Source organism: Lignipirellula cremea (assembly GCF_056501455.1).
In genome coordinates, this window is record NZ_CM151415.1 from 2,546,775 (window position 1) to 2,571,387 (window position 24,613).

Here is a 24,613-nt window from a genome sequence, read left to right on the forward strand (position 1 = left end):
TCGGTCAGGACGAGCAGGTCGCTGTGGAATTCGTCGACCTGCGCATGATCGTGCTCGCGGCGTTGGCCGGGCTGGCAGCGTTCGGAATCTTTCGCACATGGCGGCGAATGTCCGGCATGGTTACGGCCGTCAAAGAAACGTTCGCACCCTCGCGGGAGTTCATCGTCGAAGCGCTGGAAGCGATTCGCACGACGCAGCGGGAAGCTGCGGAAAACGTCGTCTTCAGCTCGACCGCGGCGAGCGCTTCGCCGGCGGAGGCTCTCGCACGACTTCCGCGGGCTACTCGGGACCGGCAGACGCGAACGATCGCGGATGCGGCGGTTCTGCTCTATGCGATGGAATGGAGTCGTTACGGCTATTTGCACGTCGTCACGATGCGACGTCTCGACCGGGCTGATTCCGAGCGGAATTATGCTGCCGCGTCGGCTGCGCACCTCGCGAGCCTGATCCTGATGCAGCAATTGGAAGACGCCGGAATCGATCCGGAGAAGCTGGATCGATACGACGCGGTCGATGCCGATTCAACCGCGACGTTCAGCCGAGAATCCCGGAAGGAGAAGCTCGCGTCGACCCTTGCGTTCCGACTGACCCCGTCGGAGCATGACGCTCTCCTGGCCGTCGATCCGCCGTGGCCGCCCGGGGTTCCCGACCGGTGACGTGGTGCGATCCCGTTCGCCGCGTTCGAGTCCAGTCCTCCCCCTTTCGTTAACCCTCCCGGCGCCTTTCGGTTCGACCGGGTAGGATGACGGATTCGTTCCGATCCGTCGAAACCGACCTTTCCGACCGAAGACCCTCTCATGCCCTGGATTTCCGAAACGGCCGATACGCTCACGCGCGAGCATATCCTGGACCTGGTCAAGCAGTCGATCGCGACCGCCCGGCAGAAGCTGGGGCCGAACCCGAAGCGGGTGCTGCTGCTGCCGCCCGACATCACGAGGATGCACTCCGGTTCGGGCTGGATCACCGAGGCCTATTACGAAGCGCTGAAGGACGAGGCCGACATCCACGTGATCCCGACGCTGGGCCAGCACGAACCGCATACGCCCGAGCAGAACCGCCAGATGTTCGGGTCGATCCCGAACGAGCGGATCCACGCCCACGACTGGCGCGACGGATGCGTGAAGATCGGCGAACTCTCGGCTGACTTCGTCGAGCGGACGACCGAGGGAGCCGCGAACTGGTCCATGCCGCTCTGGCTGAACACGATGCTGATGGAGCAGCCCTGGGACTGGATCATCAACGTCGGCTGCGTCGTCCCGCACGAGGTGCTCGGCTTCGCCAACCACAACAAGAACTACTTCATCGGCGTCGCTGGCAAGGACCTGATCTGCGCGTCGCACATGGCTGCCGCGGCCTGCGGCATCGAGAACAATCTCGGCAACCTGATCACGCCCGTGCGGGCCTGCTTCAACAAGGCCGAGGACGACTACCTGGGCCACCTGCCCGACTTCTACGTGCAGGTCGTGATGGCCCGGAACGCCGAGGGCGACCTGGTCCACACGGGCGTGCACATCGGCGACGATCTGGACACCTACCTCGCCGCGGCGAAGCAGTCGCGTCAGCAAAACATCACCGTCCTCGACGAGCCGCTGACCAAGGTCGTCTGCGTCATGCAGGGGGACGAGTTCTTCTCCACCTGGGTGGCGAACAAGGCCGTCTATCGCACGCGGATGGCGATCGCCGACGGCGGGGAGCTGCTGGTCATCGCGCCCGGCCTGAAGCGCTTCGGCGAGCAGCCCGACGTCGACGCCCTGATCCGCAAGTACGGCTACTGCGGCACGCCGCGGGTGAAGGAGCTCTACCGCGAAAACGAGGACATGCAGGACCTGGGCCACGCCACGGCCCACCTGATCCATGGCTCGTCGGAGGGCCGCTTCAAGATCACCTACGCTCCCGGCCACCTCGGCAAGGAGGACATCGAGCAGGTGAACTTCGAGTACGCCGACATCAACGAGCAACTCGCGAAGTACCCGATCGACAAGCTCCGCGAAGGCTTCCACACGATGCCGGACGGCGAGCGGATCTACTTCATTCCAACTCCTTCCGCCGGCCTGTGGGCCACCCGCGAGAAGCTCTACAACCGCAAGTCGGGCTTCGCGATGACGTAGGGGCGAAGCGAACGAGGGCGAAGTATGTGCAACCGGGTCCGCCGCGGGTCGATCGATCGAACGCGGCTCGCCACGATGGTCGAGGAGTTTTCGATCTTCTCGACCTACGACGGCGACGACTTCCCCGCGAAGTGGAACGTCGCGCCGACCGATCCGCTGCTGATCGTCCGGAACCAGGGGAGCGAACCGCAGCGCGAGTTCGCCGTCGCTCGCTGGGGCCTCGTTCCCTTCTGGGCGAAGGACGCGAAGATCGGGCGGACGATGACCAACGCCCGGGCGGAGACGATCTCGGACAAGCCGGCCTGGCGGGAACCGTTCCGCAAGCGGCGCTGCGTCGTGCTGGTAGAAGGTTACTACGAGGCGAAGTCCGTCCCCGGTCGTCAGGGGAAGCTGTTCTACGACTTCAGCCTGAAGTCGGGCGGCACGTTCGCGCTGGCTGGGTTGTGGGACCGGTGCGACAAGGCGGGCGCTCCGCTGGAGACGGCGACCGTCGTGACGACGACGCCCAATTCGCTCGCGGCCCAGGTCCATGATCGGATGCCGGCGATCCTGTCGCCTGAGGCGATCGATCTCTGGCTCGATCCGTCGGTCGAGGATCCGCGGCGGCTGCTCCCCCTGCTCGCGCCGTTCGACGCGGCGAAGATGCTGGCCAAGCCGCTGGCCGGGTACGTCAACAGGGTTGGCAACGAAGGCCCGCAGTGCCTCGAACCGGCCGACGATCCGACCGGCGAACTGGTTCTCGTCTGACGAAACGAGCGGACGGGAACGCCGCATCAGGCTCGTTGCGCCCATACGCCGCGGCGGAAAACGGTTACGCCCGGGCCGCGGAGACAGTCGATCCCCTTGGTATAACGCGTTTCGATGCATCCAGATCGCGGGCGGCGGGCGAGGCCGATCGCCCTCCCGCGGCTGCGCGACGCTTCGGAAGCTGCCGACGGGGGTCGAGATGCCGGGCGTCTATTTCTGCGGAGCGGCGGCGCTGACCGCGATCTTCGCGCTCGGCTGGCTTCTCTTTCCGCGACGCCGCCCCGGCGCCCTGCTTTCCGCCGCGGCGCTCGCTCCATTCGGCTTCCTGGGCTACGTCTTCGTGCCTGGCTATTGGGAGCCCGACCACCTGGTGCAGTTCGTGCGCGGCGTCGGGATCGAAGACTTCCTGATCTGCTTCAGTGAAGGGGGACTCGCCTGGTTGCTGGCCGGGTACGGTCTTCGGCAGACGGAGCCGCAGCCCCTGCATAGCAAGGCGGGAACGGAACGACGACCGGCACGGCTCAAGTTCGCGCGGCCGCTCCTTCGCTTCGCACTGATTACCGGCGCGGGCGGCGGACTGTCGCTTCTGGGTGCGTTGCTCGGCCTGGAGGTGATGACCGCGATCGTCGTCGGCTTCACGCTGGTCGGAGCGGCGGTCGGCGCGGGGCGGAGCGAACTGCTGCCGGGGGCGCTGGTGGCCGGACCGAGTTTCGCCGCCCTGCATGTCGGAGTCGGCGCCGTCGTGCTGGCGATCTGGCCCGAAGCTGCCGAGTTCTGGAGCGTCCGGATTCTCGCGGGCGTCCGGACCTTCGGTCTGCCGGTCGAGGAGTTCGCCTGGGCGCTGACGTTCGGCGCCTGCTGGCCGCTGTTCGTGCAGGTCGCGTTCTTCGACGTCTCCCGCGAGCGGAGACGGACCGGCCGTTCGACGAAGCAGCGGCTGACCGGATCGACGCGATCCGACCCGCCCCTCGCGACGCGGTGAACGGGCCATTCGGCAATTCGGCGACGCGAAAAGCCTCTCCGCAGCGTGGCGAAGAGGCTTTTCGGTATTTCGATTGTCCGGCGGGCAGTCGAAGGCAGTCTCGACCGGCAGCGCGCAGACTCGCGGGAAAGAACCCGGGAGACGAAACGGAAGAAGACTACTTCTTCTTCTTCTTTTCGTCCTTCTCTTCGGTCTTTTCCTTCTTCTTCTTCTTCATCGAGATCTTCACCACGCGGACCTTCGGCATGCCGAGGATGGCGTTGCCGTCCTCCCACTTGCCGAGTTCCTTCAGGCGGTTGATCCGCTCGACGCGCGTCATCACGCTCTTGTTGGCGACGCCGCCCTTCTTGACTTTCAGGCTCTTGTCGATGGTCATGCGTTCGATCCCGGCAAGCGTCGAGCCGGAGCGTTTCACGGACGAAATCAGGCGATGCGAGCGAATGGCGTCGCATCGGGAATCGGGTAATGTATCGCAGGTCGCCCCGCCTCGCAACGGGCTTTCGGGCGCGATTCCACGTTCGCCGTGCGGGCGCCCCGACGGCCCTAAGCGCTTCACGCGTCCGCCTTTACCACGTCTTGTGCCATGGAACTCGTAACCCGCGACGGGACCCGGATTCGCGTCCGCGACGCGGTCGATGCCGATCTGCCGCGGATCGTGGAGATCTATAACGAGTCGATCCCGGGCGGCTGGTCCACGGCCGACACCCGCCCGGTGACGCTCGAATCGCGCATCGCCTGGTTCGCCGAGCGCGATCCGAACCGGCGTCCGATCTGGGTGGCGGAGGTCGAGGCTCCCGCTGCCGAAACGGATCCCGCGGGAAACGGCGATTCGGGCGGAAGCCTGATCGTCGGGTGGATCTCGCTGACCTCGTTCTATCGCGGCAGGCCTGCCTACGACGCCACGGCGGAAATCAGCGTCTACCTGGCCGACGCCTGGCAGCGCCGGGGCATCGGGAAGCGGCTGAAGCAGGCGATGATCGCCCGCTGTCCGGCGCTCGGCGTGACGACGCTGGTCAGCATGCACTTCGACCACAATCCGGCGACCGAGCGGCTGAACCGGGAACTCGGTTTCGTCAGGGCAGGGCACCTCGAAGAAATCGCCGTCGTGCGAGGAGAGAAACGGGGGCTCGTCCTGTCGCTGCTCCGCGTTCCGCAGAACGATCCAGGCATCCCGGAGTGAACCCGCACGCACGAGTCGTGTCTGGTCGGGGAGCGAATCCGTCGATCCAGGCAGAGCGACATCGCGCATTTGCGCCGGGTCGTCGCTCGTATTTACACAGGGCGACCTTTCGCGTCATACTGGAAAGAACTTCGCCGGTTCGGGCGCGCGGATTCGCGCGCCGGGACGTCGAAACGATCCACCCAGAACGAATCGGCGGCCTTCCCGCGAGGGAAGGTCGCTTTCTTTTTGACCTCTGCGAGAAGCTCGCGGGGTCGAGCGTATTGCGACAGGCGGCTTGATCATGACCGAATACGTTCCGATGACCCGCGAGGGTTACGACAAGCTCAAGGCCGAACTCGACCAGATGGAATCGGTCGACATGCCGCAGATTCTGGAGCGCCTGGCGACCGCCCGGTCCGAAGGGGACCTCCGCGAAAACGCCGAATACCACGGCCAGCGCGAGGCCCAGGGTCTGCTTCAGGCGAAGATCAACGAGCGCCGTTCGATCCTCAGCCGAGCGCAGATCATCGACCCCAGCACGATCGACCAGAGCAAGATCGGGCTCGGCGCCACGATCGTCGTGAAGGATCTCGACACGGACGACGACGAAGAGCTGTCGCTCGTCGGCAAGGGCGAAGACGATATCTTCGAGAACAAGTACCTCGTCACCAGTCCGATCGGCCAGGGCCTGCTGGGCCGCAAGGTCGGCGACAAGGTTGAGATCGCCGTCCCGCGCGGCAAGCTCCGCTACAAGATCCTCACGATCAAGTACGGCGCCTGAAGACGCTCCCGGGCGAGCGGAGGGTGTAAGCCCTCCGTCTCCTCGCAACGGAGTAGCGGTCAACCCAGCATGATCGCTCAGGTCCGCCTTGCCTTCGGCGATGTGGGCATGGCACAGGCGCTTCATCGCGAATCTGACCTGCGGCTAAGCGCCTCGCGGCACCAGGCGGGGGGATCGAATCCGGCGGCGGATGCGGCGGCGAGGTAGGCTTCCGCGTCGTCCCAATCGCCGGGCGCCCGGTCGGTCGGGATCGTCTCCGCCCCGTCGCCCAGCGAATCGAGGAAGGCGTGCATGGACGTGACGCCGCGGCGACGCTGCCCGGCGATCGATCGCAGCGCCGCGGCGGAATAGTACCCGGGGAAGGGCTGGCGACGCTCGCCGTCGAAGAAGATCCGCGACTTCCCGCCGACCGCGACACCGTCGAGCAGGGCGTCCGCCGCCGCGCGCAGCGACTCCGGGGACTGGTCGCACGTCGCGACGATCGCTCCCGCGAACGCGTCGTCATCGAGCGCCCGGCAGGCGCCGGCCAGCGCGGCGAGCGGTCCGCCCTCTTTCTCTTCGTCGTCGACGATCCGCCACGACTGCGGGATGGCGGGCAGGCTCTGCCCCGGCGCTCGGGACAGCAGCAGGGGCTCGCAACGCTCGGCCAGCACGCGGCCGATCTCCGCCAGGGCCCAGCGTTCGTGCCAGGGGAGCCAAGCCTTGCTCATTCCCATCCGCCGGCTGCGCCCGCCGCAGAGGAGGACGCCCGCGACTGTTCCCGGTTCGTACGATCGGTTAGAAGAAGCGCTGCCGGTCATCGAAAGTTCCGATCGTTCATCCCGCGACGCCGCAATGCCTCTGACGCTGACGGTCAAGACGCCGCTGACGCTGGCCGTGGAAGCGGAAACGCTTTCGCCGGCGACGCTGGCGGGACTGTCAGTATCCCAGATCGAGCGCCTGCCGCTGCAACGCGGGCGACGCAGCGTCCCGCTGGGAGAGTTTTTCTCCGTCAGCGGAGCGGCCGACGACGAACTCCGACTCGTGGGCGATCTGTCGCGCCTGCATCGGCTGGGCGAGAAGCTGACCGGCGGGCGAATCCTGGTCGAAGGGCCCGTCGGGCGACATGCCGGATCGCAGATGTCCGGGGGCGAACTGATCGTTCGCGGCGACGCGGGCGACTGGCTCGGCGCCGAGATGCGCGGCGGCAGGATCAGCGTCTCCGGGAACGCGGGCGATCGCGCGGGCGGCGCCTACGTCGGCAGCGTCGTCGGTATGCGCGGCGGGACGATCGTCGTCCACGGAAGCGTCGGCGTCGCCTCGGGTCAGGCCATGCGACGGGGACAGCTGCTGATCCTGGGCGACGCGGGCGAGACGCTGGGATACGCCATACGGGCGGGCACCATCGTCGTCGGCGGCGATCCAGGCGAACGCGTCGGCGCGGGGATGATTCGCGGGACGATCGTCGCGCTCTCCGGCCTCGTCCACGATCCGCTGCCGACGTTCGAGCGATCCTGCACGTTCGCTCCGCCCGCCTGGCCGCTTGTCAGAAAGCATCTCCTCGACGCGGGGCGCCTCGACGCGAAGGAGTTGCCCGATCGCCTGACCGTCGACCTCTGGCACGGCGATTTTCTGGAAGCGGGGAGGGGGGAGTTGTGGGCAGCGGTTTGAGGAATGGGACGGCCGCTCGGGTCCTGTAGGGCTGGCGCCCTCGCCTGCCACGAAGCTGGTACCCGCTGCAATGGCAGGCGAGGGCGCCAGCCCTACAAAACGATCGCCCGCGAACTTCGGATGGCTCGCGGCCTTCCTCCCGCATACGATGAAGGACCGTCGCCTGCGAAGGATGAGCCTGATGGAATTGCGCCGCTCGCTGCTGTGGATCACGTCCGTCGCGCTGCTCGCGGCGGGGCTCTCGCCGGTTCGTTCGACGCAGGCGCTCGACGTCGTGTACTCGAAAGCGGCGCCGGACCTGAGGCAGGTGGGGCGCGTGCTGGTCGAGGCTCAGGACGGCGGGATTCTGTTTCAGGATCGCACCGGCGCGATCGCGACGTACCAGCCGGACGAGATCGATCGCCGCGAGACGACGCCCGATCCGTTCGAGCCGCTCGACGCCGACACGATCGGTCAGGCGCTGGTCGAGGAGTTCGGCCCGGCCTTTCGCGTTCATAAGACCGGGCATTACGTCGTCGTCTACGACACGCATCCGGTCTACGCGAAGTGGACGGCAGGGACGCTCGAAAAGCTGCACGGCGCTTTCTACGCCTTCTGGAAGCGCGAGAAGGTCGAGCTGTCGCCGCCCGAGTTTCCGCTGCCCGTGCTGCTCTTTCGCGACAAGCCGTCGTATACCGAGGGGACACGAGCCGAGTTGGGCGAGGATGCCGGCAAGCTGGTCAGCTTCTACAGCCTGAAGACCAACCGGGTCTACGCGTACGACGTGACGGAGACCTCCGCGCGAACAGGCCTGCAATTCGACGTCCGGTTGCTGCGTCAGCCGGCGATGCTCAACAACGTCACGAACATCGTTCACGAGTCGACGCACCAGGTCGCGTTCAACAGCGGCTTGCAGCGCCGCTTCGCCGGTCATCCGCTCTGGTGGAGCGAAGGGCTCGCGACCTATTTCGAGGCGCCTGACTTTTCCACGGGTCGCGGCTGGCGAACGGTCGGCACGCCGAACCTGCCCCGGCTGATCGAGTTCCGCAAGGCGCTTCCGGGTCTGCCCGCCGGCACGCTGGAGGAAATGCTGAAGTCGGACGCGTCGTTTCGCGATCCCGCCGTGGCGGCCCAGATGTACGCGCAGGCGTGGACCTTCATCTACTGGGCGTTCAAGCATCGCTCGGCGGAGATGACCGCCTTCGCACAATCGCAGCAGGAACTGCCGTCGCTCTCCGATCCGACGCCTGACGATCGCATCGCGGCGTTCGAGCAGGCGTTCGGCAAGACGGTCGCCGAAGTGGAGCAGGCGTTTCTCAGCGACGCGGGCCGTATTCGCTGATTCCGCTCATCGAGTTTCTGTTTCCGGTAAACTGGAATCACTGGCTGATTCGGGGTTCCGGTCGGTTATCATGGTCGACGCGTCGCTTCGGCGACGGATCGCGCGGATGCAGCCGAGGGCCTGCGGCGCGGTCGTCCTCTCCTCTCGCCCCTGAAGAGAGCTGGAGTCGGACGCGAGATTCGCTCCGCGTCGACTCGGTTCGCCATCCCGCCTCGCGAAAGGATCTGTGCATGTCGAAGTCGAAGTCGAGCGTCCCGTCGCGCCGCACGTTTCTCCAGGATGCCGGCGTCGCCGCCGCGGGCGCCGCGGCGCTCGGTTCGCTGTCGCTCAAGGCGTCGCCGCCGACGCCGAAGGTCGTCGAACCCAAGCCGCAGGGCTTTTTCGTCAGCGTCGATCACACGCTCCGGGTGGGCCTGGTCGGATGCGGCGGTCGCGGCACGGGCGCCGCGGTCAACGCGATGAACGCCGACAAGAACGCGAAGATCATCGCGCTCGCCGACGCGTTCCCCGATCGCATCGCGAACGTCAGGAAGCAGCTCGAAAAAGAGATCCCGACCCAGTACGCGGTCGACGACGATCACTGCTTCACGGGCCTGATGTGCCATGAAGCGATGGCCCAGTCGGAAGTCGACGTCGTGCTGCTCGCGACGCCCCCTCACTTCCGCCCGATGCAGCTCGCCGCGTGCGTGGAAGCGGGCAAGCACATCTTCTGCGAGAAGCCCGTCGCGGTCGACGGACCGGGCTGCAAGAGCGTCCTGGAATCCGCCGCCAAGGCGAAGGAGAAGGGGCTGAACCTGGTCTCCGGACTCTGCTGGCGTTACGACGTCGGCATGCGGGAGACGATGGACCGCGTGCTGTCGGGCGCGATCGGCGACATCGTAGCCGTGCAGACGAACTATCTGGCCGGGACGCTCTGGCATCGCGGCCAGAAGCCCGAATGGTCGGAGATGGAGTACCAGCTTCGCAACTGGCTCTACTTCACCTGGCTTTCGGGCGATCACATCGTGGAGCAGAACGTCCACAGCATCGACAAGGCGTTGTGGCTTAACGGCGACAAGCTGCCGACCAGTTGCTTCGGTATGGGGGGGCGCCAGCAGCGCACGGAAGAGATGTTCGGCAACATCTACGACCATCATGCGGTCTGCTATGAGTGGGCCGACACGGGCGTGAAGGGTTTCAACTACACCCGTCAGATGGCCCGGACCTTCAACGATACCGAAGACTACGTGCTCGGCACGAAGGGGAGGGCCCAACTGATCCGGCACGAGATCAACGGCCCGGACGGAACGTGGAAGTACGCCGGTCCCACGCCGAGCATGTACGACGTCGAGCACGAGCATCTCTTCGGCGCGATCCGCCGGGGCGACGTGATCAACAACGGCGAGTACATGACCTACAGCACGCTGATGGCCATCATGGGCCGCGAAGCGTGCTACACGGGCGAAGTGATCAAGCCGGATGATCTGCTCAACAGCCCCGTCAGCCTTAAGCCCGAGGCCTACGTCATGGGCCCCGCGCCGCAGTACCCCGTCGCCGTTCCGGCGTTCGCGAAGGTGGGTTGAGCGACGCTACGGACTAGATGACTTAAGAACGAGGAGCGGACGGCATTGCTGTCCGCTCCTCGCTTTGCGCTCTGCAGGCAGCGATAATATCCAATGTCTCTTTCGCGGGTTACGTCATGAAATGGCAAGATCGGATTACCGTCGACCCGCAAATATGCCACGGGGTGGCATGCATTAGGGGGACTCGCGTTCCCGCCTCCGTCGTCCTCGACAATCTGGCCGAGGGATTAAGCCGCGAGGAGATCCTCTCGGAGTATCCGTCGCTTACCTCCGAAGACGTCGACGCGGCGCTCGCCTACGCGGCTGACTTAGCGCGCGATCGTTTCATAACCTTCTCTTGAGCTTCAACGATGAAGTTCAAGTTGGACGAGAACCTGCCGCGAGCGGCCATCTCGCTTCTGCGCGCCGCCGGGCACGACGCTCTGTCGGTGCATGATCAGGGGCTCGCCGGGGAGCCCGATCCGAAGCTGGCCGACGTCTGTCGAATGGAACGTCGATGCCTGATCACGGTCGACAAGGGATTCACGGATCTGCGCAAGTACCCGCTCGTCCCGGGTTGGTCGGTAATCGTGTTTCGATCGAAGGGTGCAGGTCGAGGATCCGTCTGTTCCTTGATGGAGAAGGTTCTTCAAGTGATCGAAGTCGTATCGCCTGAAGACTCTCTGTGGATCGTCAGCGAAACCGGAATCCGCGTTCGCAAACTCGGCGAGTAGCTCAAGCATGACTACTTTCGCCTACCGCCGTCTCTGCCGGACGTGGCGGGAATAGTCTTCGAGGATCTTGCGCTCGCGGGGGGTCAGGCTGCTTTCGCCGAACTCCTTGAGCTTGGCGAGCGTGGCGTCGGCTTGGCGTTCGAGGGCCTCGAAGTCGCGCTCGGCCTTGTTCTCCTGCTCCTGGTAGACGCGCAGTTTGCGGGAGCGCCACCAGCGTCGGGGCGAGAAGCTCAGCGCCCTCTGCAGTTCGGGCAGGAACCGGGGCGAGAGGATCGCGAACGCGAAGCCGAACGCGGCGCCGCCCAGATGGGCCTGCCAGGCGATGCGGCCCATGACTTCCGACTTGTCGCTGAGCGCGTTCATCAGGTCGAGCCCGACCAGGACGCCGGCATACGCCCACGCCGGAAAGTTGAACAGACCGAAGAACGAAAGCTGTCGGTTCGGCCAGAGCGTGCAGTAGGCGACCGCGACCGCGACGACCCCGCCCGAGGCGCCGATGGCGGAACTGCGGAGGTCGCCGAACGCCGTCGTCCAGCCGAGCCAGGCGAGCCCCGAGAGAAAGATCGCGGCCAGGTAGAAGCCGAGAAACACCGGCTGACCGAACCGACGCTGCACGTCCCGTCCGAACATGTACAGGATGTACATGTTGAACAGGATGTGAAGAATCGCGGCGTCGCCCTGCGTGCTGTGAACGAACCCGTACGTAAGCAGGCCGTACAGCTTCCACGGCTGCGAGAAGGCGTCGCCCTGGAGCGCGAGGGCGTCGTTCAGCTCGTTCGTCTGGTTCGTGAGCAGGAAGTTCAGAACGTAGACGGCGATGTTGACGACGATCAGCGCAACGAGCACCGTCGGCGGCCCGATCCGCTGGCCCCGCTCGTCGTCTTCCCGGTAGTAATCGCGATCGTGAACTCCCATCGCTCCGTCCGCTAGCTGCGCTGGGCGCGTCCGAAGTACGCGCCCAAGAAGGCGTTTCGACCGCTCATCCTACGCGACGGCGCGCCTCCCGACGAGGCGTTCGGTGGCGGGACGCTTCAGGCGCGGCGTTCGCCCTGACCGATGCCCAGATGTCCGGCCAGGGTCGCCAGCAGGGCGCCGCGATCGATCGGCTTGACGACGTAGTCCGTGCAGCCCGCGCGGAGGCATCGTTCCCGATCGCCTTCCATCGCCGCGGCGGTGAGCGCGACGATCGGCGCGGCGAAGCCTCTCCGCCGGAGTTCCGCCGTCGCCTCGAATCCGTCGATGCCGGGCATCTGCATGTCCATCAGCACGAGATCGAAGCGACAGTTCCCGTCGTCGGTCGGGATCTTCGCGATCGCCTGCTGGCCATCCTCGACGAAGGTGAGCTCCGCGCCCGTCGGCTGCAGCAGCCTGCGGATCAGGAAGCGGTTCGCCGGCGTATCTTCGGCGACGAGGATCTGCTTCCCCTGCCAGTTATCCGCCGCGCCGTCGATCGCGTGGCTGCGCTGGAAACGCGGATCGGAGGCGCCGTCGAGTTCCACGGTTGGCGTCCGCTCCGCTTCCGCGACGCCGGCGGCGATCATCAGTTCGAAGCGACTCCCCGAGCCCTGCAGGGAGGTCACCGAAAGATCGCCGCCCAGCGCCTGAGCCAGGGCCCGGCTGATCGCGAGGCCCAGTCCGACGCCTCCCGAAGCGCGGCGATCGTTCCGCGAGACCTGCACGAAGGGCTCGAAGATGCGGACGAGCTGTTCTTCTTCGATGCCGATGCCGGAGTCTTCGACGACGATCCGCAGCATCGGCTCTCCCTCCGCCTCGACCATCGAAGCGCAGACGCCGATCCCGCCCTCGGGCGTGAATTTGATCCCGTTCGAGAGCAGGTTCATCAGGATCTGCCGCAGCCGAACCGCATCGGTCCGGATCCGCGGGGGAAGGTCGCTGTCGAACCGCACGTCGAGCGACAGGCCGTGATCCTTGGCGCGAAAACGAATGAGCCCGCACAGGTCTTCGATCAGCTTCCGGGGGTCGCAGTCGGCGACGTCGATCTCCAGCCCTCCCGCCTCGATGCGGGCGAGGTCCAGCAGATCGTTGAGCAGTTCGGCGAGATGCTGTCCGTTCGCCCGCACCATCTCCAGCATCTGCCTGGCGTCGGGCGAATCGGGATTTTCCAGCAGCAGTTCGGTGAGGCCCAGCACGGCGGTCAACGGCGTGCGCAGTTCGTGGCTCATACTGGCCAGGAACATCGACTTCGCGCGACTGGCGTCTTCCGCCCGCAGGCGCGCGGAGCGGGCTTCGTTCTCGCTGGCGACCAGCCGGCGAATCAGCCGGAAGCGGTCCATCGCGTTGCGCGCGACTCGCGGCAGCAGTCCGGGGGCGATCGCACGCTTGTCGAAGAAGTCCTGCACGCCCTCGGTCAGAGCGTCCTCCACCGCGACGGCCTGAGGGTGCGCGAACGAGCCCGTCAGAAGGACGACAGGAAACGGGGGAAGCTGTTCCCCCTTTCGCAGACGGCGTACGACTTCGAGCCCGTCGATTCCGGGCAGACAGAAGTCGCAGATCGCGAGGTCGGGCAATTCGCCCCGCGCGACGGCCTCGAGGGCCGCTTCGCCGCACTCGAATTCGGTGATGCGGTAGCGGAACGACGCTTCGTGCCGGAGGGCCCGTCGAATGGCTTCGCGGTCCGCCGGACTGTCGTCGACGATGAAGACGTGAACCGTAGGGAGCATCGAGCCGTCGGCGAAATCCTGGTCAGCGAGTCGCGAGCGATGTGTCGAAGGTCGCTCACGCACGCATGCCCACGGGCCGACGGACGAAGAGCGCGGGAACGGGTCAGGTCAGCGCCGTGCGCGCGAAATCCTGAACGGTGCGGATGTACTCGCGAACGTCGAGCGGCTTGACCCGATAGTCGGCTGCCCCCGCCTTATGGGCGAAGCGGACGTGCTCCGGATTCGACGACGAAGTGAAGACGACGATCGGCACGTTCCGGAATTTGTCCAGCGAACGTAAGGCCGTGATCGCCTCCAGGCCGTTCCCGTCGGGAAGCCGGATGTCGATCACGAGCAGCCTCGGAACGTCCTTGCCGCTGGTCGCGAACTCGTTCAGGTCGCGACGCGTTTCGAACCGACGGCAAACCACCCCGGGGGCGAGGCCCCGGATGCCATGTACGGCCAGTTCGAAGTCGGTTTCGGAGTCTTCCAGGAAGACGATGCCGGCTTTTTCAGCGACCATCTTCCACATCTCCTGCCGTCAGATAGAAAGTCGATCCCATACCCGGTTCCGATCGGACCCACAGAGCGCCGCCGTGGCGCTCGAGGATCTTCCGCGCGATGGTCAGGCCCGCGCCTGCTCCGCCTCCGTAAGCCTGTCTGCCGTGAAGTCTTTGAAAGATCGAAAAGACCCGCTCCCAGTGTTCCTGTGCAATTCCTATGCCGTTGTCCTGCACGAAAACGGCCGTCTCGCCCGTCGCTTCTTCGGGAACGTCGCTCAGCGAATCGAGCTTGACCGTGCCGATGCGGATCCGCTTCACCTCGGAATCGTTGTATTTCGTCGCGTTCTGCAGCAGGTTCGTGAAGGCCTCGCGCAGCACCATGAAGTCCGCCGACCAGACGGGCAGTTCCTCGATCGACAACTGCACGTCCGTGCGCGAGTCGCCCAGGACCAGATCGGCGGCTTCCTGGACGACTTCGGCCAGCGGAATGGCCTCTCGATGTAGATCGGCCCGGCCCACCCGCGACATGCGAAGAATGGCCTCGATCAATTCGTCCATCTGCCGCGAGATGCGACGCATCGAATCGATCCGACGGCTGATCTCCTCCAGGTCGCCCGATTCGACGGCCTGTTCGAGGAAGAAGATCGTTTGATGGATGCTCCGGACGGGCTCCTTCAGATCGTGAGAGACCGAGAACGCGAACGTATTCAGATCCGCGTTCATGCGCGCCAGTTCGTCGTTCACCCGCAGGATCTCGGCGACCCGCCGGGCTGACAGGACCGCGAGGCCGGCGAACATCTCCCTGGCGATCTGCAGGTCGGTCGTGGTCCAGTCCTTCGATCGCAGGCGGGCCGTCTGCCGCCAGGTCGCGAACGACTTTCGCGGAGAGAGCCGGTAGCCGTCCTCTGTCGCTTCGACGGACTTCTCCGGATCGCCGGCCCAGTTGACGATCTGTGCGTATTCCCGGCGGAAGAAGATCAGTGCGTCGTCCGGCTCGGGTCCCGAGCGGAGGAGCAGGGCGCCGCTCGCGGACTCAGCGTAAGCCTCCGCGCCGGCGACCTTCTCGGCGAGCGATTCGACCGCGATGACTTCTTCGCCGGGCGCCAGCAGGGCCTCGCGAATCGCCGCGATCGCTGCGTGAGGCGGCGTGAGTCCGACGAGCGTCGTGCGCTCGTCGCAGATCGCCAGGCCGTCCGCTCCCAGAGCGACCATCAGATCGTTCGCGGCGCTCTTGATGCCCGAACGGTAGGTTTCTCCCGCCGCGATGACGCCGGCGGCTTCCGCCAGACTGACGCGTCGGGCCGTCTTTTCGTCCGCTTCTTCCGCAAGATTCCGCGCAGTGACGAACGATCCCGCCGCGGCCCCGAGCAACTCGCACGCCGCACGGACCTCCAGCGGGACGTATCGCGGCGCGTAGTGATGGCACGCGATGAGACCCCAGAGTTCGCCTCGATAGAGGATCGAGATCGACATGGAGGCCGCGACCCCCATGTTGCGCAGGTACTCCAGGTGAATGGGCGACACGCTGCGGAAGACGCTGTGCGTCAGGTCGAGGGGACGGTCGGCGTAAGCCGGATCGGCGAGGATCGGAACCGACGGCGCGTTCACGTCCGCGATCAGCCGCAGAGTGTTCAGCACGTAAAGCCTGCGCGCCTGCTGCGGGATGTCGGTCGCGGGATAGTGCAGGCCCAGATAGGACTCTAACCCTGCGCGGGCCGCTTCTCCCACGACGGCGCCGTGGCCGCCGCGCAGAAAGCGATAGACCATCACGCGATCGAAGCCGTTGAGGTCGCGAACCTCTTCCGCGATCGTGCGGTAAAGCGCCTCCATCGAGCCGCAAGACTCGATCCGCGCGGTCGATCGACGGATCTTGCGCACGGTCGGTTCGAGCGAGCGCTTCTGCGACGAGGTCGTATCGGATTCGAGTTCCGCTTCCAGCAGCGCGATGCCGTCGTGAAAGCTGACCATCCCCATCCGTCGGCGATCGGAGCTCTCGCCCAGGACGCGGACGCTGACCGGCGCCGTGAAGCCGGGCGTCGCGCGTGCGGCGGCGTCGCGGAGCACGTCGGTCGAGTCGCCGTTCACCAGTTCGTCGACGGACCGGCCGATAAGCGTCGCCGCCGAGTCGGCTCGGGCGATCGACGCGAAGTTCTCGCTGACGTACGCCAGGCGCAGCGAAGCGGGATCGAAGCCGAGCAGAACCCCGTGCGGCTGAATCGCGCCGGGGATGTGAATCGGCTCGCGATCGCAGTTCGTCAGATCGACGTCGCTCGCGTCGTACGTACCCGACGCGTGTTTCGAACGCCGGGCGACAGTTCCGTCAGTCATACGAGAGAGTCGCTAGCCTTTCCTGGAATCGTTCGAACGCCGATCCGGCTGCCGCAGCCGCGGCTTCCGCGCCGGCGTGATCCATTTGCAGCGAGTCGAGCCACGCCAGGAACCGCCGCCAGCGTGCGGAGGTTTCGACGCCGTGGCCGAAGAAGTAGCGCCCGCCGTCGCCCGGTCCGATGCCGAACGCCTCGCCCAGCCGCTTGGAGATGACCAGCCCGCCGAGAGCTGACCCCTCCAGGACGTACAGCGTCCCCGCAGCCGCGAAGGGCGAGTCGCCCGCGATCTGGCCCATCAGGGCGTCATCGGCCACGAGCGGAGGCTGCGACTTCGCGAGCGAACGTCGATCCGATTCGAGCCAGTCGGAACGGGTCGCGGGAGAGAAGCCTTCGGGCGCCCTTCCGCCGAGCGTGCCTGCGATCGCCGCATCGGCGGGTCGCACGAGCGACAGCAGGCCGTCCAGCAGCGCTGTATAGGCGGAGCGGTCCGAGAACGCCGCTTCCCAGATCGAAAGCTCTTCCAGACTACGATGGACGTCCCGCGTGCGCAGACGGACGCGTTCGAGAACGTTCGCCGTCGCGGCAACTGATTCGCCGCGGCGCTCCTGCTTTACTTCTGCCCGATCCATATCCGCGACTATAGGCGCGGCCTCGGCCCGGGAAAAGTTGGGGGCGCCGGCTCTGGGCAGGGATTCTTTCTCGAATCTAAACGCCGGCAGAGAATGGCTTTAGCGGATCCAAGAAATCGCGCGACAGGCGTCCCGCGCGGTCGCGTGACGGACGCCACTGAAGGGTGGAATCTGGCGATGCGGCGGGGCGGGCAATTTGCCGCTGGTCGCTCTTCTGCCAGGGCGGTCGCTGCGAGACCAGCGGTCAGAGAGCCACGGTTTCCCGGAGCGACTGCGGCACCTGCATAGCCGTCTCTTCGCTCAGCGCTTCGGCGATGTCCAGGAACTCCCGCTCCGCGTCGAGAAAGGCGTCGAGCACGACCGGGTCGAAGTGAGCGCTCCGTTCCGCCATCATCGTCTGCTTGGCGGCGAGGTGCGTGAACGCCTCCTTGTAGATCCGCTTCGAGGTCAGCGCGTCGTAGACGTCGGCGACCGCCACGACGCGCGCGGCGAGCGGAATCGCTTCTCCGGCTAGGCCGTACGGATAGCCCTTCCCGTTGAAGCGTTCGTGGTGAGCCAGAGCGATGTCGCGTGCGATCTCCAGGAACCGGGCGCCCGGCGCATGTTCCAGCGCCGTCTCCAGCGTCTCGGCGCCGATGGTCGTGTGGGTCTTCATGACCTCGAACTCGGCAGGCGACAGTCGACCCGGCTTGAGCAGGATGCTGTCCGGGATCCCCACCTTGCCGATGTCATGCAGGGCGCTCGTCTGAAAAACCAGGCCGGCGAAGTCGGGCTCGATGCGGCTCGCATAGACCGAATCCGCGACCAGGCGCTTCACCAGCGCGCGGCTGTAACGCTGCACCCGTTCGAGATGCCGGCCCGTATCCGGATCGCGAGACTCGGCCAGCTTCGCCAGAGCGAAGATCGCAGCCTCGCGCGTTTCCAGCGACAGGATCCGCTGACCGGCGCGCAGACGGACGCGCAGCTCTTCTGCGTCGAACGGCTTCACGATGAAGTCGTCGGCGCCGGCCGACATCCCCTCGACGATCTCTTCGGATCGTCCGCGGGAAGTCAGCACGATGACGTAGACGTAGCCGCATTCGGACCGCCGGCGAAGCTCCCGGCAGAACTGCAGGCCCGACGCCCGCGGCATCTCCCAGTCGGTGATCACCAGCCGATAGCGATCAGCGTCGAACAGCCGGAGCGCCTCTTCGCCGTTCTCGGCCGCCGTGACGTCATATCCCCACGACCGCAACGCATTGCAGAGGATCTCGCGAGCGACGAAATCGTCTTCCGCAACGAGAACTTTCATGGGCGTCATAATCAACCTTTTCTCTGCGTATTCCGTCAGGTGGCAAGAGCGTCCGAAAGGGTCGCATCGGCACGCCGGCACGAATCGGAGACGATCTGCCGACGACAGCGATCGAGTTCGCCGACCAGTCGCTCGACCGCCGCGACGCCGTCGTCACGAACGCCTGAACGACAGGCGGCCTCTAGCGAAGCGGCAGCGTCCCGGATCGATTCGGCCGAGAGGTTCGCCGCGCTTCCCTTGAGCGAGTGGGCTTCGCGAGCGAGGTCCGAGAGATCGCCCCGGTCCGCTGCGGTCCGAAGACGTTGAATGGAATCGTCCGTTCCCGCCGCGAAGCGATCGAGCAGCGAGATCGCGAAATCAAGATTGCCCAGGCACCGCGCCGACAGCGAACCGAGATCGTACGCGGGCCCTGCTTCAACCATCGCGAGCGTGTCAGGTTCGACAGGCACGACCGGTTCGATCGGCGAGACGCGGGGCGCCGGCTGAACGACCGGCGATTTCTTCGACTGTCCGATCAGCGTCGCCAGCGTCGCGAGCAGCAGTTCCCGATCGATCGGCTTGGTCAGGTATTCGGTCATGCCCGCGGCGAGGCACCGTTCGCGATCCCCCTGGATCGCCTGGGCCGTCAGCGCGATCACGGGGAGCGGTTGCAGGCCCTGACGCAAAGCGCCGGCGCTCTCCAGACGGCGAATCTCCGCGGCGGCAGTGAAGCCGTCCATCACCGGCATCTCGCAGTCCATCAGGACGGCGGCGAAGTCGTTCGCTTGCAGCGCCTCGACGGCCAGGCGACCGTTGGCGACCTGCATCGACGCGTAACCTGCCGTGGCGAGAATCTCCGCCGCGACCAGACGGTTGATCTCGTTATCGTCCGCGATCAGGATCCGCCCCGACTTCGGAGCGATCGCCTTCGCAGGAACCGGCTTGGCTTCGGGCCTGGACGACCCGGCGGTGAGGCGTGCGGCGACGCCGGCTGCCGCGACCGCGTCGTAGAGTCGCGAGCTGCGGATCGGCTTGCTGAGCGTGCGCAGCCGCAGGCGTTCGGACGTCTTCTGATCGATGCCGCTGTCGAGCGACGTGAGCATGAGCAGCGGCAGAGCGGCGAACCGCTCGTCGTCGCGAATGTGCTGAGCCAGTTCCACGCCGTTCATGCCGGGCATGACGCAGTCGAGGATCGCCAGGTCGAAGCGCTCGCGACGCTCCGCGCGGCGGCGCATGATTTCGAGAGCCTCCTGCCCGCTGGAAGCGGAGAGAACCTCCATCCCCCACTCGCGAAGCTGGTCGGCCAGGATCTCGACGTTGGTCGCGTTGTCGTCGACGACCAGGGCCGTCGCTCCTGCAGCGGAGCGGGGCGCTTTCTGCGAAGCTTCCGGCGCTTCTGACGCCTGAAGCGGAATCTCGACCCAGAAGGTCGAACCCTCGCCGGCGACGCTCTGCACGCCGATCTGTCCGCCCATCGCCTCGGCGAGTTGCTTGCAGATCGCCAGGCCCAGGCCCGTACCGCCGAAGCGACGGGTCGTCGACGCGTCGACCTGCGTGAACGATTGAAACAGGCGCTGGATGCGGTCGGGGGGAATGCCGATCCCTGTGTCGCGAACTTCGAAGCGTACGCCGGTCCCGCCCGTCGCTTCCGTCCGGACGGCCCGCAGCGAAACCTCGCCCCGGTCGGTGAACTTCACGGCGTTGCCGAACAGGTTCACCAGGATCTGGCGCAGTCGCTCGGGATCGCCGACCGCCATCCGCGGCACGTCGGGTCGAACCAGGCACGTCACCTCCAGACCCTTCGCGGAGGCGCGATGGGCGAACATCTCCGGCACGCCCTCGAGCATCTCGGGCAGATCGAAGACGACGCTTTCGAGTTCGAGCTTGCCGGCCTCGATCTTGGAGAAGTCGAGGATGTCGTTGATCAGGCTGAGCAGGCAGTCCGCCGAGGACTTGGCGATGTCGACGTAGCGACGCTGCGGGGCGTCCAGTTCGGTCTTCGAGACCAGATCGAGCATCCCGATCACGCCGTTCAGCGGCGTGCGGATCTCGTGACTCATGTTGGCCAGGAAGGCGCTCTTCGCGCGATTGGCGGCTTCCGCTTCCTGCTTCTGGGCGAGAAGTTCTTCCGATCGCTTGCGCTGCGTGATGTCGGCGACCGAGCCTTCGTAGTACAGCACTTCGCCTTCGGCGTTCCGGCACGCCCGGGCGCACTCGGAGATCCAGATGATCTCGCCGTCGAGGCGACGGACCTGCGACTCCAAGCCATTGACGATGTCGCTCTCTTCCAGCAGGCGGACGAACTCGTCGCGGCGCGTCGGGTCGACGTAGAGCTCTCCGGCGATGTCCTGCATGCCGGCGACCAGAGCTTCGACGCTCGGATAGCCGTAGATCTGCGCCAGCGCCGGATTCGCGCTCAGGTACCTGCCGTCGGGGGTCGTCTGGAAGATGCCTTCGATGGCGTTGTCGAAGATGTCGCGGAACTTCAGTTCCGCCGCTTCGCGATCGCGAATCTCTTCGGAGACGCAAGTCAGGACGCGGTTGTACTCCGCGGCGATCTGCCCGACTTCGGTGTGCGGTTCGACGAACACGTGCCGGTCGAAGTTTCCTTCCAGGCGATGCGATTCCATTTCGTCGAGCAGGTCGATCAGGTCAGTGCAGGCGCCATGCTCGCTGATGTTGAGTCCGCGGATCTCCTCCTGACGCGTCACTCGCATCGGCAGTAGCTTGTTCAACGCCCAGAGCAGGGCGAAGCCGCCGCCGAACGCCCAGATCGCACAGGCTCCGATTCCTTCCAGTTGGACGAAGATCTGCTCGGTCCTCGTCAGGCCGGTCCCCAGCAATTCGGTCGAACCGAACAGGCCGACGGCCAGCGTGCCCCACATGCCGCCCACGCCGTGAACGGGGAAGGCCGAGACGACGTCGTCGATCTTCAGCCGTTCCATCGCGCAGGTCGCGCTTACGGCGAGTCCGCTGGCGAGCAAGCCGACCAGAGCCGCCGCCGCAGGAGAAAGGCAGTGGCAGCCCGCCGTGACCGCGACGAGTCCGGCGAGAACGCCGTTGATCACGTGCTGGATCGAGGGGCGCCGCTCCAGCAGATACGCGAGCGCGAGCCCTCCGATGCCGCCGAACGCGGCGCCCAGGTTGGTGTTGACCAGAATCCGCGGGATGGCGTCCGAGAGACCGAGCGTGCTGCCCGCGTTGAAGCCGAACCACCCGAACCAGAGCAGCATGGTCCCGAAGACCGTCGCCGGCAGATCGTGTCCGTGGACCTTGCGCTTGTCGCCGAAGCGCCCCAGCCGCGGACCGATCAGCAGCACCGCCGCGAGCGCCGTCCATCCGCCGAGCGAATGCACGACGGTCGAGCCCGCGAAGTCGACGAAGCCGCGCGCGTTGAGCCAGCCGGTCGCTTCGCCCGCGTCGGCGCCGTTCCAGGCCCAGTGCGCGAAGAGCGGATAGATGAAACCCGAGACCAGCACGCTCACGAGCATGTAGGCCCGGAACTGCATCCGCTCGGCCACGGCGCCCGAAATGATGGTCGTCGCCGTCCCGCAGAACATCATCTGAAACAGAAAGAACGTCAGCAGCGAGGGGCTGGAGTCTTCGCCGAGCAGGAAGCCCGTGCAGCCGACGAAGCCGGCGACGCTGCCGCCGAACGCGAGGGCGAAGCCGAAGGCCCAGAACGTGACGCTCGCCACGCAGAAGTCGGCGAGGTTCTTGATCGCGACGTTGATGCTGTTCTTCGCCCGCGCGAGTCCGCTTTCGAGAAAGCAGAACCCGCCCTGCATGATCATCACCAGGGCCGCGCAGATGGCGACCCAGGCGATATCGACGGCGGAATAATCGGCGGACATAACCAGACGGACGAAGTAAGGGAGGGCGACGCTTGCCACACGGCGCGCCGGCGCATGCTGAACCGGATTCCAGTTCGGGCCAGCAAAGATAGATCCCTGCTGAGGCGCCCCCCGGAAAAGCGCTGGGGGAAAGGCCCCTTCCGAGCGGAGGCGCCTGCCGAAGAGTGCGACTGAGCGGGTTAAGCCGCCGCTCTTGCAGCGCCAAGCGGCGTCGCTACGGGAGATGACCCTCCCCTAGCCGGTCCGGCGGCGCCCTCGTGGGGCAGCCGCGGTGCGCCGCCGACGGAACGTCGCCGACGCTACGGTCGCTAGATCCGCTCCAGCCAGAGGAACTCGTACGGGGCGAGTTCGATGTCGGCGGAGGCGCTGAACGTCTTCTCGGAATAGAGGTCGCGGAAGCGGCGACCGAGCCCCCGGGTGCGGAGCGCGTTGCCGAGCGCGCGCTGCGGATACTCGGAGAAGTTGGCCAACGCGAGCAGCCGCATCCCGTCATGGTTGCGGAGATAGCCCAGCACATGGGCGTTCTCCATATCGATCAGTTCCATCTCCAGCCCCGCCAGCGCCGGGGACTGGCTGCGCAGCAGGATCAGACGCTGGATCGACTGAAACAGCCGCCGGCGGATCGAGTTCTCGACCTGCAGTTCTTCGAGGAACTCCCACCGCATCTTGGGCCGATGGATCCACCGCGTGTCGCCCGCCTTCGCCGGATCGGTGACGAAGTCGTAATCGTTCAGCGTCCCCCATTCTTCGCCCAGGTAGAGCAGCGGAATGCCGCCGATGCTGAGCGTCACCGCGTGCAGCAGCAGGATCCGGCGGATCGCCATTTCCTTGTGGGCTTCGTTCTCTTCCTCGATCGCCTGTTCCAGGCCGGCCAGCGACGCGAGCGTCCCCGAGATCCGCATGTCGCCCGTCTCGGGATTGTGCTGGAAGGGCACCCCGCGGGCGAACGAGCCGGGAAACTGGCCGGTATAGAAGGCGTTCAGAAACTGACGATGGCTGTACGCTTCGATCCCGACGGAGGCGGCGTCGCGATCGTCGAAGGTCCATCCGATGTCGTCATGGCAGCGGAGATAATTCACCCACGTCGTTCCCGTCGGCAGGCGATGACGGTGCATGAGCGACTTCCTCAGCAGCGTCACCTTCCGCGTCGCGAGCGACTCCCACAGCAGCGCCATCAGCGTGGGGTTGTACGAAACCTGGCACTCGTCGCGACCGATGTAGCGCACGACCTCGTCGGGATGGACGATGGCCTCGCTCTTGAACAGCAGCCCGGGGGCCGCGATCCGCGCCACCGCGTTGAACGCCTTGATCAGCGTATGCGCCTGCGGCAGGTTCTCGCAGACGGTGCCCATCTCCTTCCAGATGAAGGCGACCGCATCCAGGCGGAGCATGTCCACGCCCAGGTTCGCCAGGAACAGCATCTCGTCCGCCATCGCGCAGAAGACGGCGGGGTTCTCGTAATTGAGATCCCACTGGAAGCTGTTGAACGTGGTCCAGACCCACTTCTGCATTCCGTCGTGCCAGGTGAAGTTGCCCCGGCGAACGGTGGGGAAAATCTCCCGCAGCGTCCGTTCGTACTGATCCGGAATCGTGCGGTCGGGATAGATGCGATAGAAATCCTGGTGCTCCGCGTCGCCCGCCTGGGCCTGCATGGCCCAGTAGTGATCGTCGGAGGTGTGATTGAAGACGAAGTCGAGCACCAGCGTGATGCCCGCCGCGCGAAGGTCCTCCGCCAGCGTCCGCAGGTCGTCGATCGTTCCGATGCGCGGATCGACCGAGCGATAGTTGCTGATGGCGTAGCCGCCGTCGCTGTTGCCGGGCCGCACGGCGAAGAGCGGCATCAGGTGGAGGTACGTGACGCCGAGCTTCGTGAAGTAGGGGATCGTCTCCCGAAGCTTGCCGAGGTTCTCGCTGAACAGGTCGACGTACAGCGCGCCGCCGACCACCTTCTGCGACAGGAACCAGTCCGGATCGTTGATCCGGTGCATGTCGAGGCGCTTGATGTCGCTCGGCCGCGCCATCCACGCGCGGGACATCAACACCAGGATCTGTTCCAGGTGGTAGAAGAAGTCCCACCGCGTGCCGTACAGCGATCGCAGATGGCTGAACAGCGTCGGCCAGAACTCGGCGAGGCGTCGCTCGAACGCCTGGACGTCATGTTCGTTCGCGCCGCCTGCCGCCCACTCGTCGTCGAGACGGGAACGGAGTCTTCGCAACGCCAGGTCCGCTTCGTAGCGAAGGCGGTCCTGGCCGACGGGAGCGATCTGTCCGCTGGGCAAGATCATCGGCCGCAAAGAAAGGTAAGCGCCGCGAGGGCAAGTTCAGCGTCGCCAGGAAGGTTCGG

Annotated in this window: 21 protein-coding genes; 11 read left to right on the forward strand and 10 right to left on the reverse strand. The window is 65.9% G+C overall.

From position 1 onward, the window contains the following. Nucleotides 1-23: 23 nt before the first annotated feature. The 4 genes from SH602x_RS09965 to SH602x_RS09980 all read left to right on the forward strand — a co-directional run bounded on the left by SH602x_RS09965 (nucleotide 24) and on the right by SH602x_RS09980 (nucleotide 3,837). Nucleotides 24-656, forward strand: coding sequence for a hypothetical protein (locus SH602x_RS09965; protein WP_479476645.1), 633 nt, complete (start codon nucleotides 24-26; stop codon nucleotides 654-656). A 141-nt stretch (nucleotides 657-797) separates the two neighbouring features. After that, nucleotides 798-2,108 carry a nickel-dependent putative hexonate epimerase gene (locus SH602x_RS09970; RefSeq protein ID WP_479476646.1) on the forward strand — a complete coding sequence of 437 codons (1,311 nt, stop codon included), beginning with the start codon at nucleotides 798-800 and terminating at the stop codon, nucleotides 2,106-2,108. A gap of 24 nt (nucleotides 2,109-2,132) precedes the next feature. Beyond that, nucleotides 2,133-2,855, forward strand: coding sequence for an SOS response-associated peptidase (locus tag SH602x_RS09975; RefSeq protein WP_479476647.1), 723 nt, complete (start codon nucleotides 2,133-2,135; stop codon nucleotides 2,853-2,855). A gap of 199 nt (nucleotides 2,856-3,054) precedes the next feature. Then, complete coding sequence (locus SH602x_RS09980; protein WP_479476648.1) at nucleotides 3,055-3,837, forward strand: hypothetical protein; 783 nt, start codon at nucleotides 3,055-3,057, stop codon at nucleotides 3,835-3,837. Between the two features lie 157 nt (nucleotides 3,838-3,994). On the opposite strand, the gene SH602x_RS09985 is transcribed toward SH602x_RS09980, so the two are convergent. Then, nucleotides 3,995-4,213: a small basic protein gene (locus SH602x_RS09985; protein ID WP_479468570.1), complete on the reverse strand. Its 219-nt coding sequence runs from the start codon at nucleotides 4,211-4,213 to the stop codon at nucleotides 3,995-3,997. Nucleotides 4,214-4,420: 207 nt separating this feature from the next. Between SH602x_RS09985 and SH602x_RS09990 the strand changes: the two genes are divergently transcribed. Beyond that, entirely contained in the window at nucleotides 4,421-5,017 is a 597-nt protein-coding gene (locus SH602x_RS09990; protein WP_479476649.1) for a GNAT family N-acetyltransferase, read from the forward strand. 283 nt (nucleotides 5,018-5,300) lie between these two features. Next, nucleotides 5,301-5,780, forward strand: coding sequence for a transcription elongation factor GreA (gene greA, locus SH602x_RS09995; RefSeq protein ID WP_479476650.1), 480 nt, complete (start codon nucleotides 5,301-5,303; stop codon nucleotides 5,778-5,780). Nucleotides 5,781-5,902: 122 nt separating this feature from the next. Here the strand turns inward: greA and mobA are convergent, their stop codons facing one another. Continuing rightward, nucleotides 5,903-6,580 carry a molybdenum cofactor guanylyltransferase gene (gene mobA / locus SH602x_RS10000; RefSeq protein ID WP_479476651.1) on the reverse strand — a complete coding sequence of 226 codons (678 nt, stop codon included), beginning with the start codon at nucleotides 6,578-6,580 and terminating at the stop codon, nucleotides 5,903-5,905. A gap of 34 nt (nucleotides 6,581-6,614) precedes the next feature. Here mobA and SH602x_RS10005 point away from each other — a divergent pair, with 34 nt between their 5' ends. The 5 genes from SH602x_RS10005 (at nucleotide 6,615) to SH602x_RS10025 (ending at nucleotide 11,026) form a co-directional block, all read left to right on the forward strand. Continuing rightward, on the forward strand, nucleotides 6,615-7,430 hold the full coding sequence (locus SH602x_RS10005) for a formylmethanofuran dehydrogenase subunit C (protein ID WP_479476652.1): 816 nt from the start codon (nucleotides 6,615-6,617) through the stop codon (nucleotides 7,428-7,430). Nucleotides 7,431-7,611: 181 nt separating this feature from the next. Then, nucleotides 7,612-8,751, forward strand: coding sequence for a DUF1570 domain-containing protein (locus SH602x_RS10010; RefSeq protein WP_479476653.1), 1,140 nt, complete (start codon nucleotides 7,612-7,614; stop codon nucleotides 8,749-8,751). Between the two features lie 230 nt (nucleotides 8,752-8,981). Continuing rightward, entirely contained in the window at nucleotides 8,982-10,313 is a 1,332-nt protein-coding gene (locus SH602x_RS10015) for a Gfo/Idh/MocA family protein (protein WP_479476654.1), read from the forward strand. A 116-nt stretch (nucleotides 10,314-10,429) separates the two neighbouring features. After that, a complete protein-coding gene (locus tag SH602x_RS10020) occupies nucleotides 10,430-10,654 on the forward strand; it encodes a DUF433 domain-containing protein (RefSeq protein WP_479476655.1) in 225 nt (74 codons plus the stop codon). Nucleotides 10,655-10,663: 9 nt separating this feature from the next. After that, entirely contained in the window at nucleotides 10,664-11,026 is a 363-nt protein-coding gene (locus SH602x_RS10025) for a DUF5615 family PIN-like protein (protein WP_479468578.1), read from the forward strand. A gap of 21 nt (nucleotides 11,027-11,047) precedes the next feature. On the opposite strand, the gene SH602x_RS10030 is transcribed toward SH602x_RS10025, so the two are convergent. The 8 genes from SH602x_RS10030 to SH602x_RS10065 form a co-directional block, all read right to left on the reverse strand. Beyond that, nucleotides 11,048-11,941: a rhomboid family intramembrane serine protease gene (locus SH602x_RS10030; protein WP_479476656.1), complete on the reverse strand. Its 894-nt coding sequence runs from the start codon at nucleotides 11,939-11,941 to the stop codon at nucleotides 11,048-11,050. Nucleotides 11,942-12,057: 116 nt separating this feature from the next. Beyond that, nucleotides 12,058-13,770: a response regulator gene (locus SH602x_RS10035; RefSeq protein ID WP_479476657.1), complete on the reverse strand. Its 1,713-nt coding sequence runs from the start codon at nucleotides 13,768-13,770 to the stop codon at nucleotides 12,058-12,060. Between the two features lie 40 nt (nucleotides 13,771-13,810). Next, the gene (locus tag SH602x_RS10040) at nucleotides 13,811-14,209 is read right to left on the reverse strand and encodes a response regulator (RefSeq protein ID WP_479476658.1); all 399 of its coding nucleotides are present in this window, start codon (nucleotides 14,207-14,209) and stop codon (nucleotides 13,811-13,813) included. Beyond that, the gene (locus SH602x_RS10045) at nucleotides 14,199-16,517 is read right to left on the reverse strand and encodes an ATP-binding protein (RefSeq protein ID WP_479476659.1); all 2,319 of its coding nucleotides are present in this window, start codon (nucleotides 16,515-16,517) and stop codon (nucleotides 14,199-14,201) included. Before SH602x_RS10045 ends, SH602x_RS10040 begins: the two co-directional genes overlap by 11 nt. After that, nucleotides 16,510-17,145 (reverse strand): biliverdin-producing heme oxygenase, encoded by a 636-nt coding sequence (locus tag SH602x_RS10050; protein WP_479476660.1) that lies wholly within the window; start codon nucleotides 17,143-17,145, stop codon nucleotides 16,510-16,512. Before SH602x_RS10050 ends, SH602x_RS10045 begins: the two co-directional genes overlap by 8 nt. 244 nt (nucleotides 17,146-17,389) lie before the next feature. After that, nucleotides 17,390-18,436 (reverse strand): response regulator, encoded by a 1,047-nt coding sequence (locus SH602x_RS10055; RefSeq protein ID WP_479476661.1) that lies wholly within the window; start codon nucleotides 18,434-18,436, stop codon nucleotides 17,390-17,392. A 35-nt stretch (nucleotides 18,437-18,471) separates the two neighbouring features. After that, nucleotides 18,472-22,269 (reverse strand): ammonium transporter, encoded by a 3,798-nt coding sequence (gene amt, locus SH602x_RS10060; RefSeq protein WP_479476662.1) that lies wholly within the window; start codon nucleotides 22,267-22,269, stop codon nucleotides 18,472-18,474. Between the two features lie 308 nt (nucleotides 22,270-22,577). Further along, complete coding sequence (locus SH602x_RS10065) at nucleotides 22,578-24,554, reverse strand: alpha-amylase family glycosyl hydrolase (RefSeq protein ID WP_479468586.1); 1,977 nt, start codon at nucleotides 24,552-24,554, stop codon at nucleotides 22,578-22,580. Between the last annotated feature and the right edge of the window lie 59 nt (nucleotides 24,555-24,613).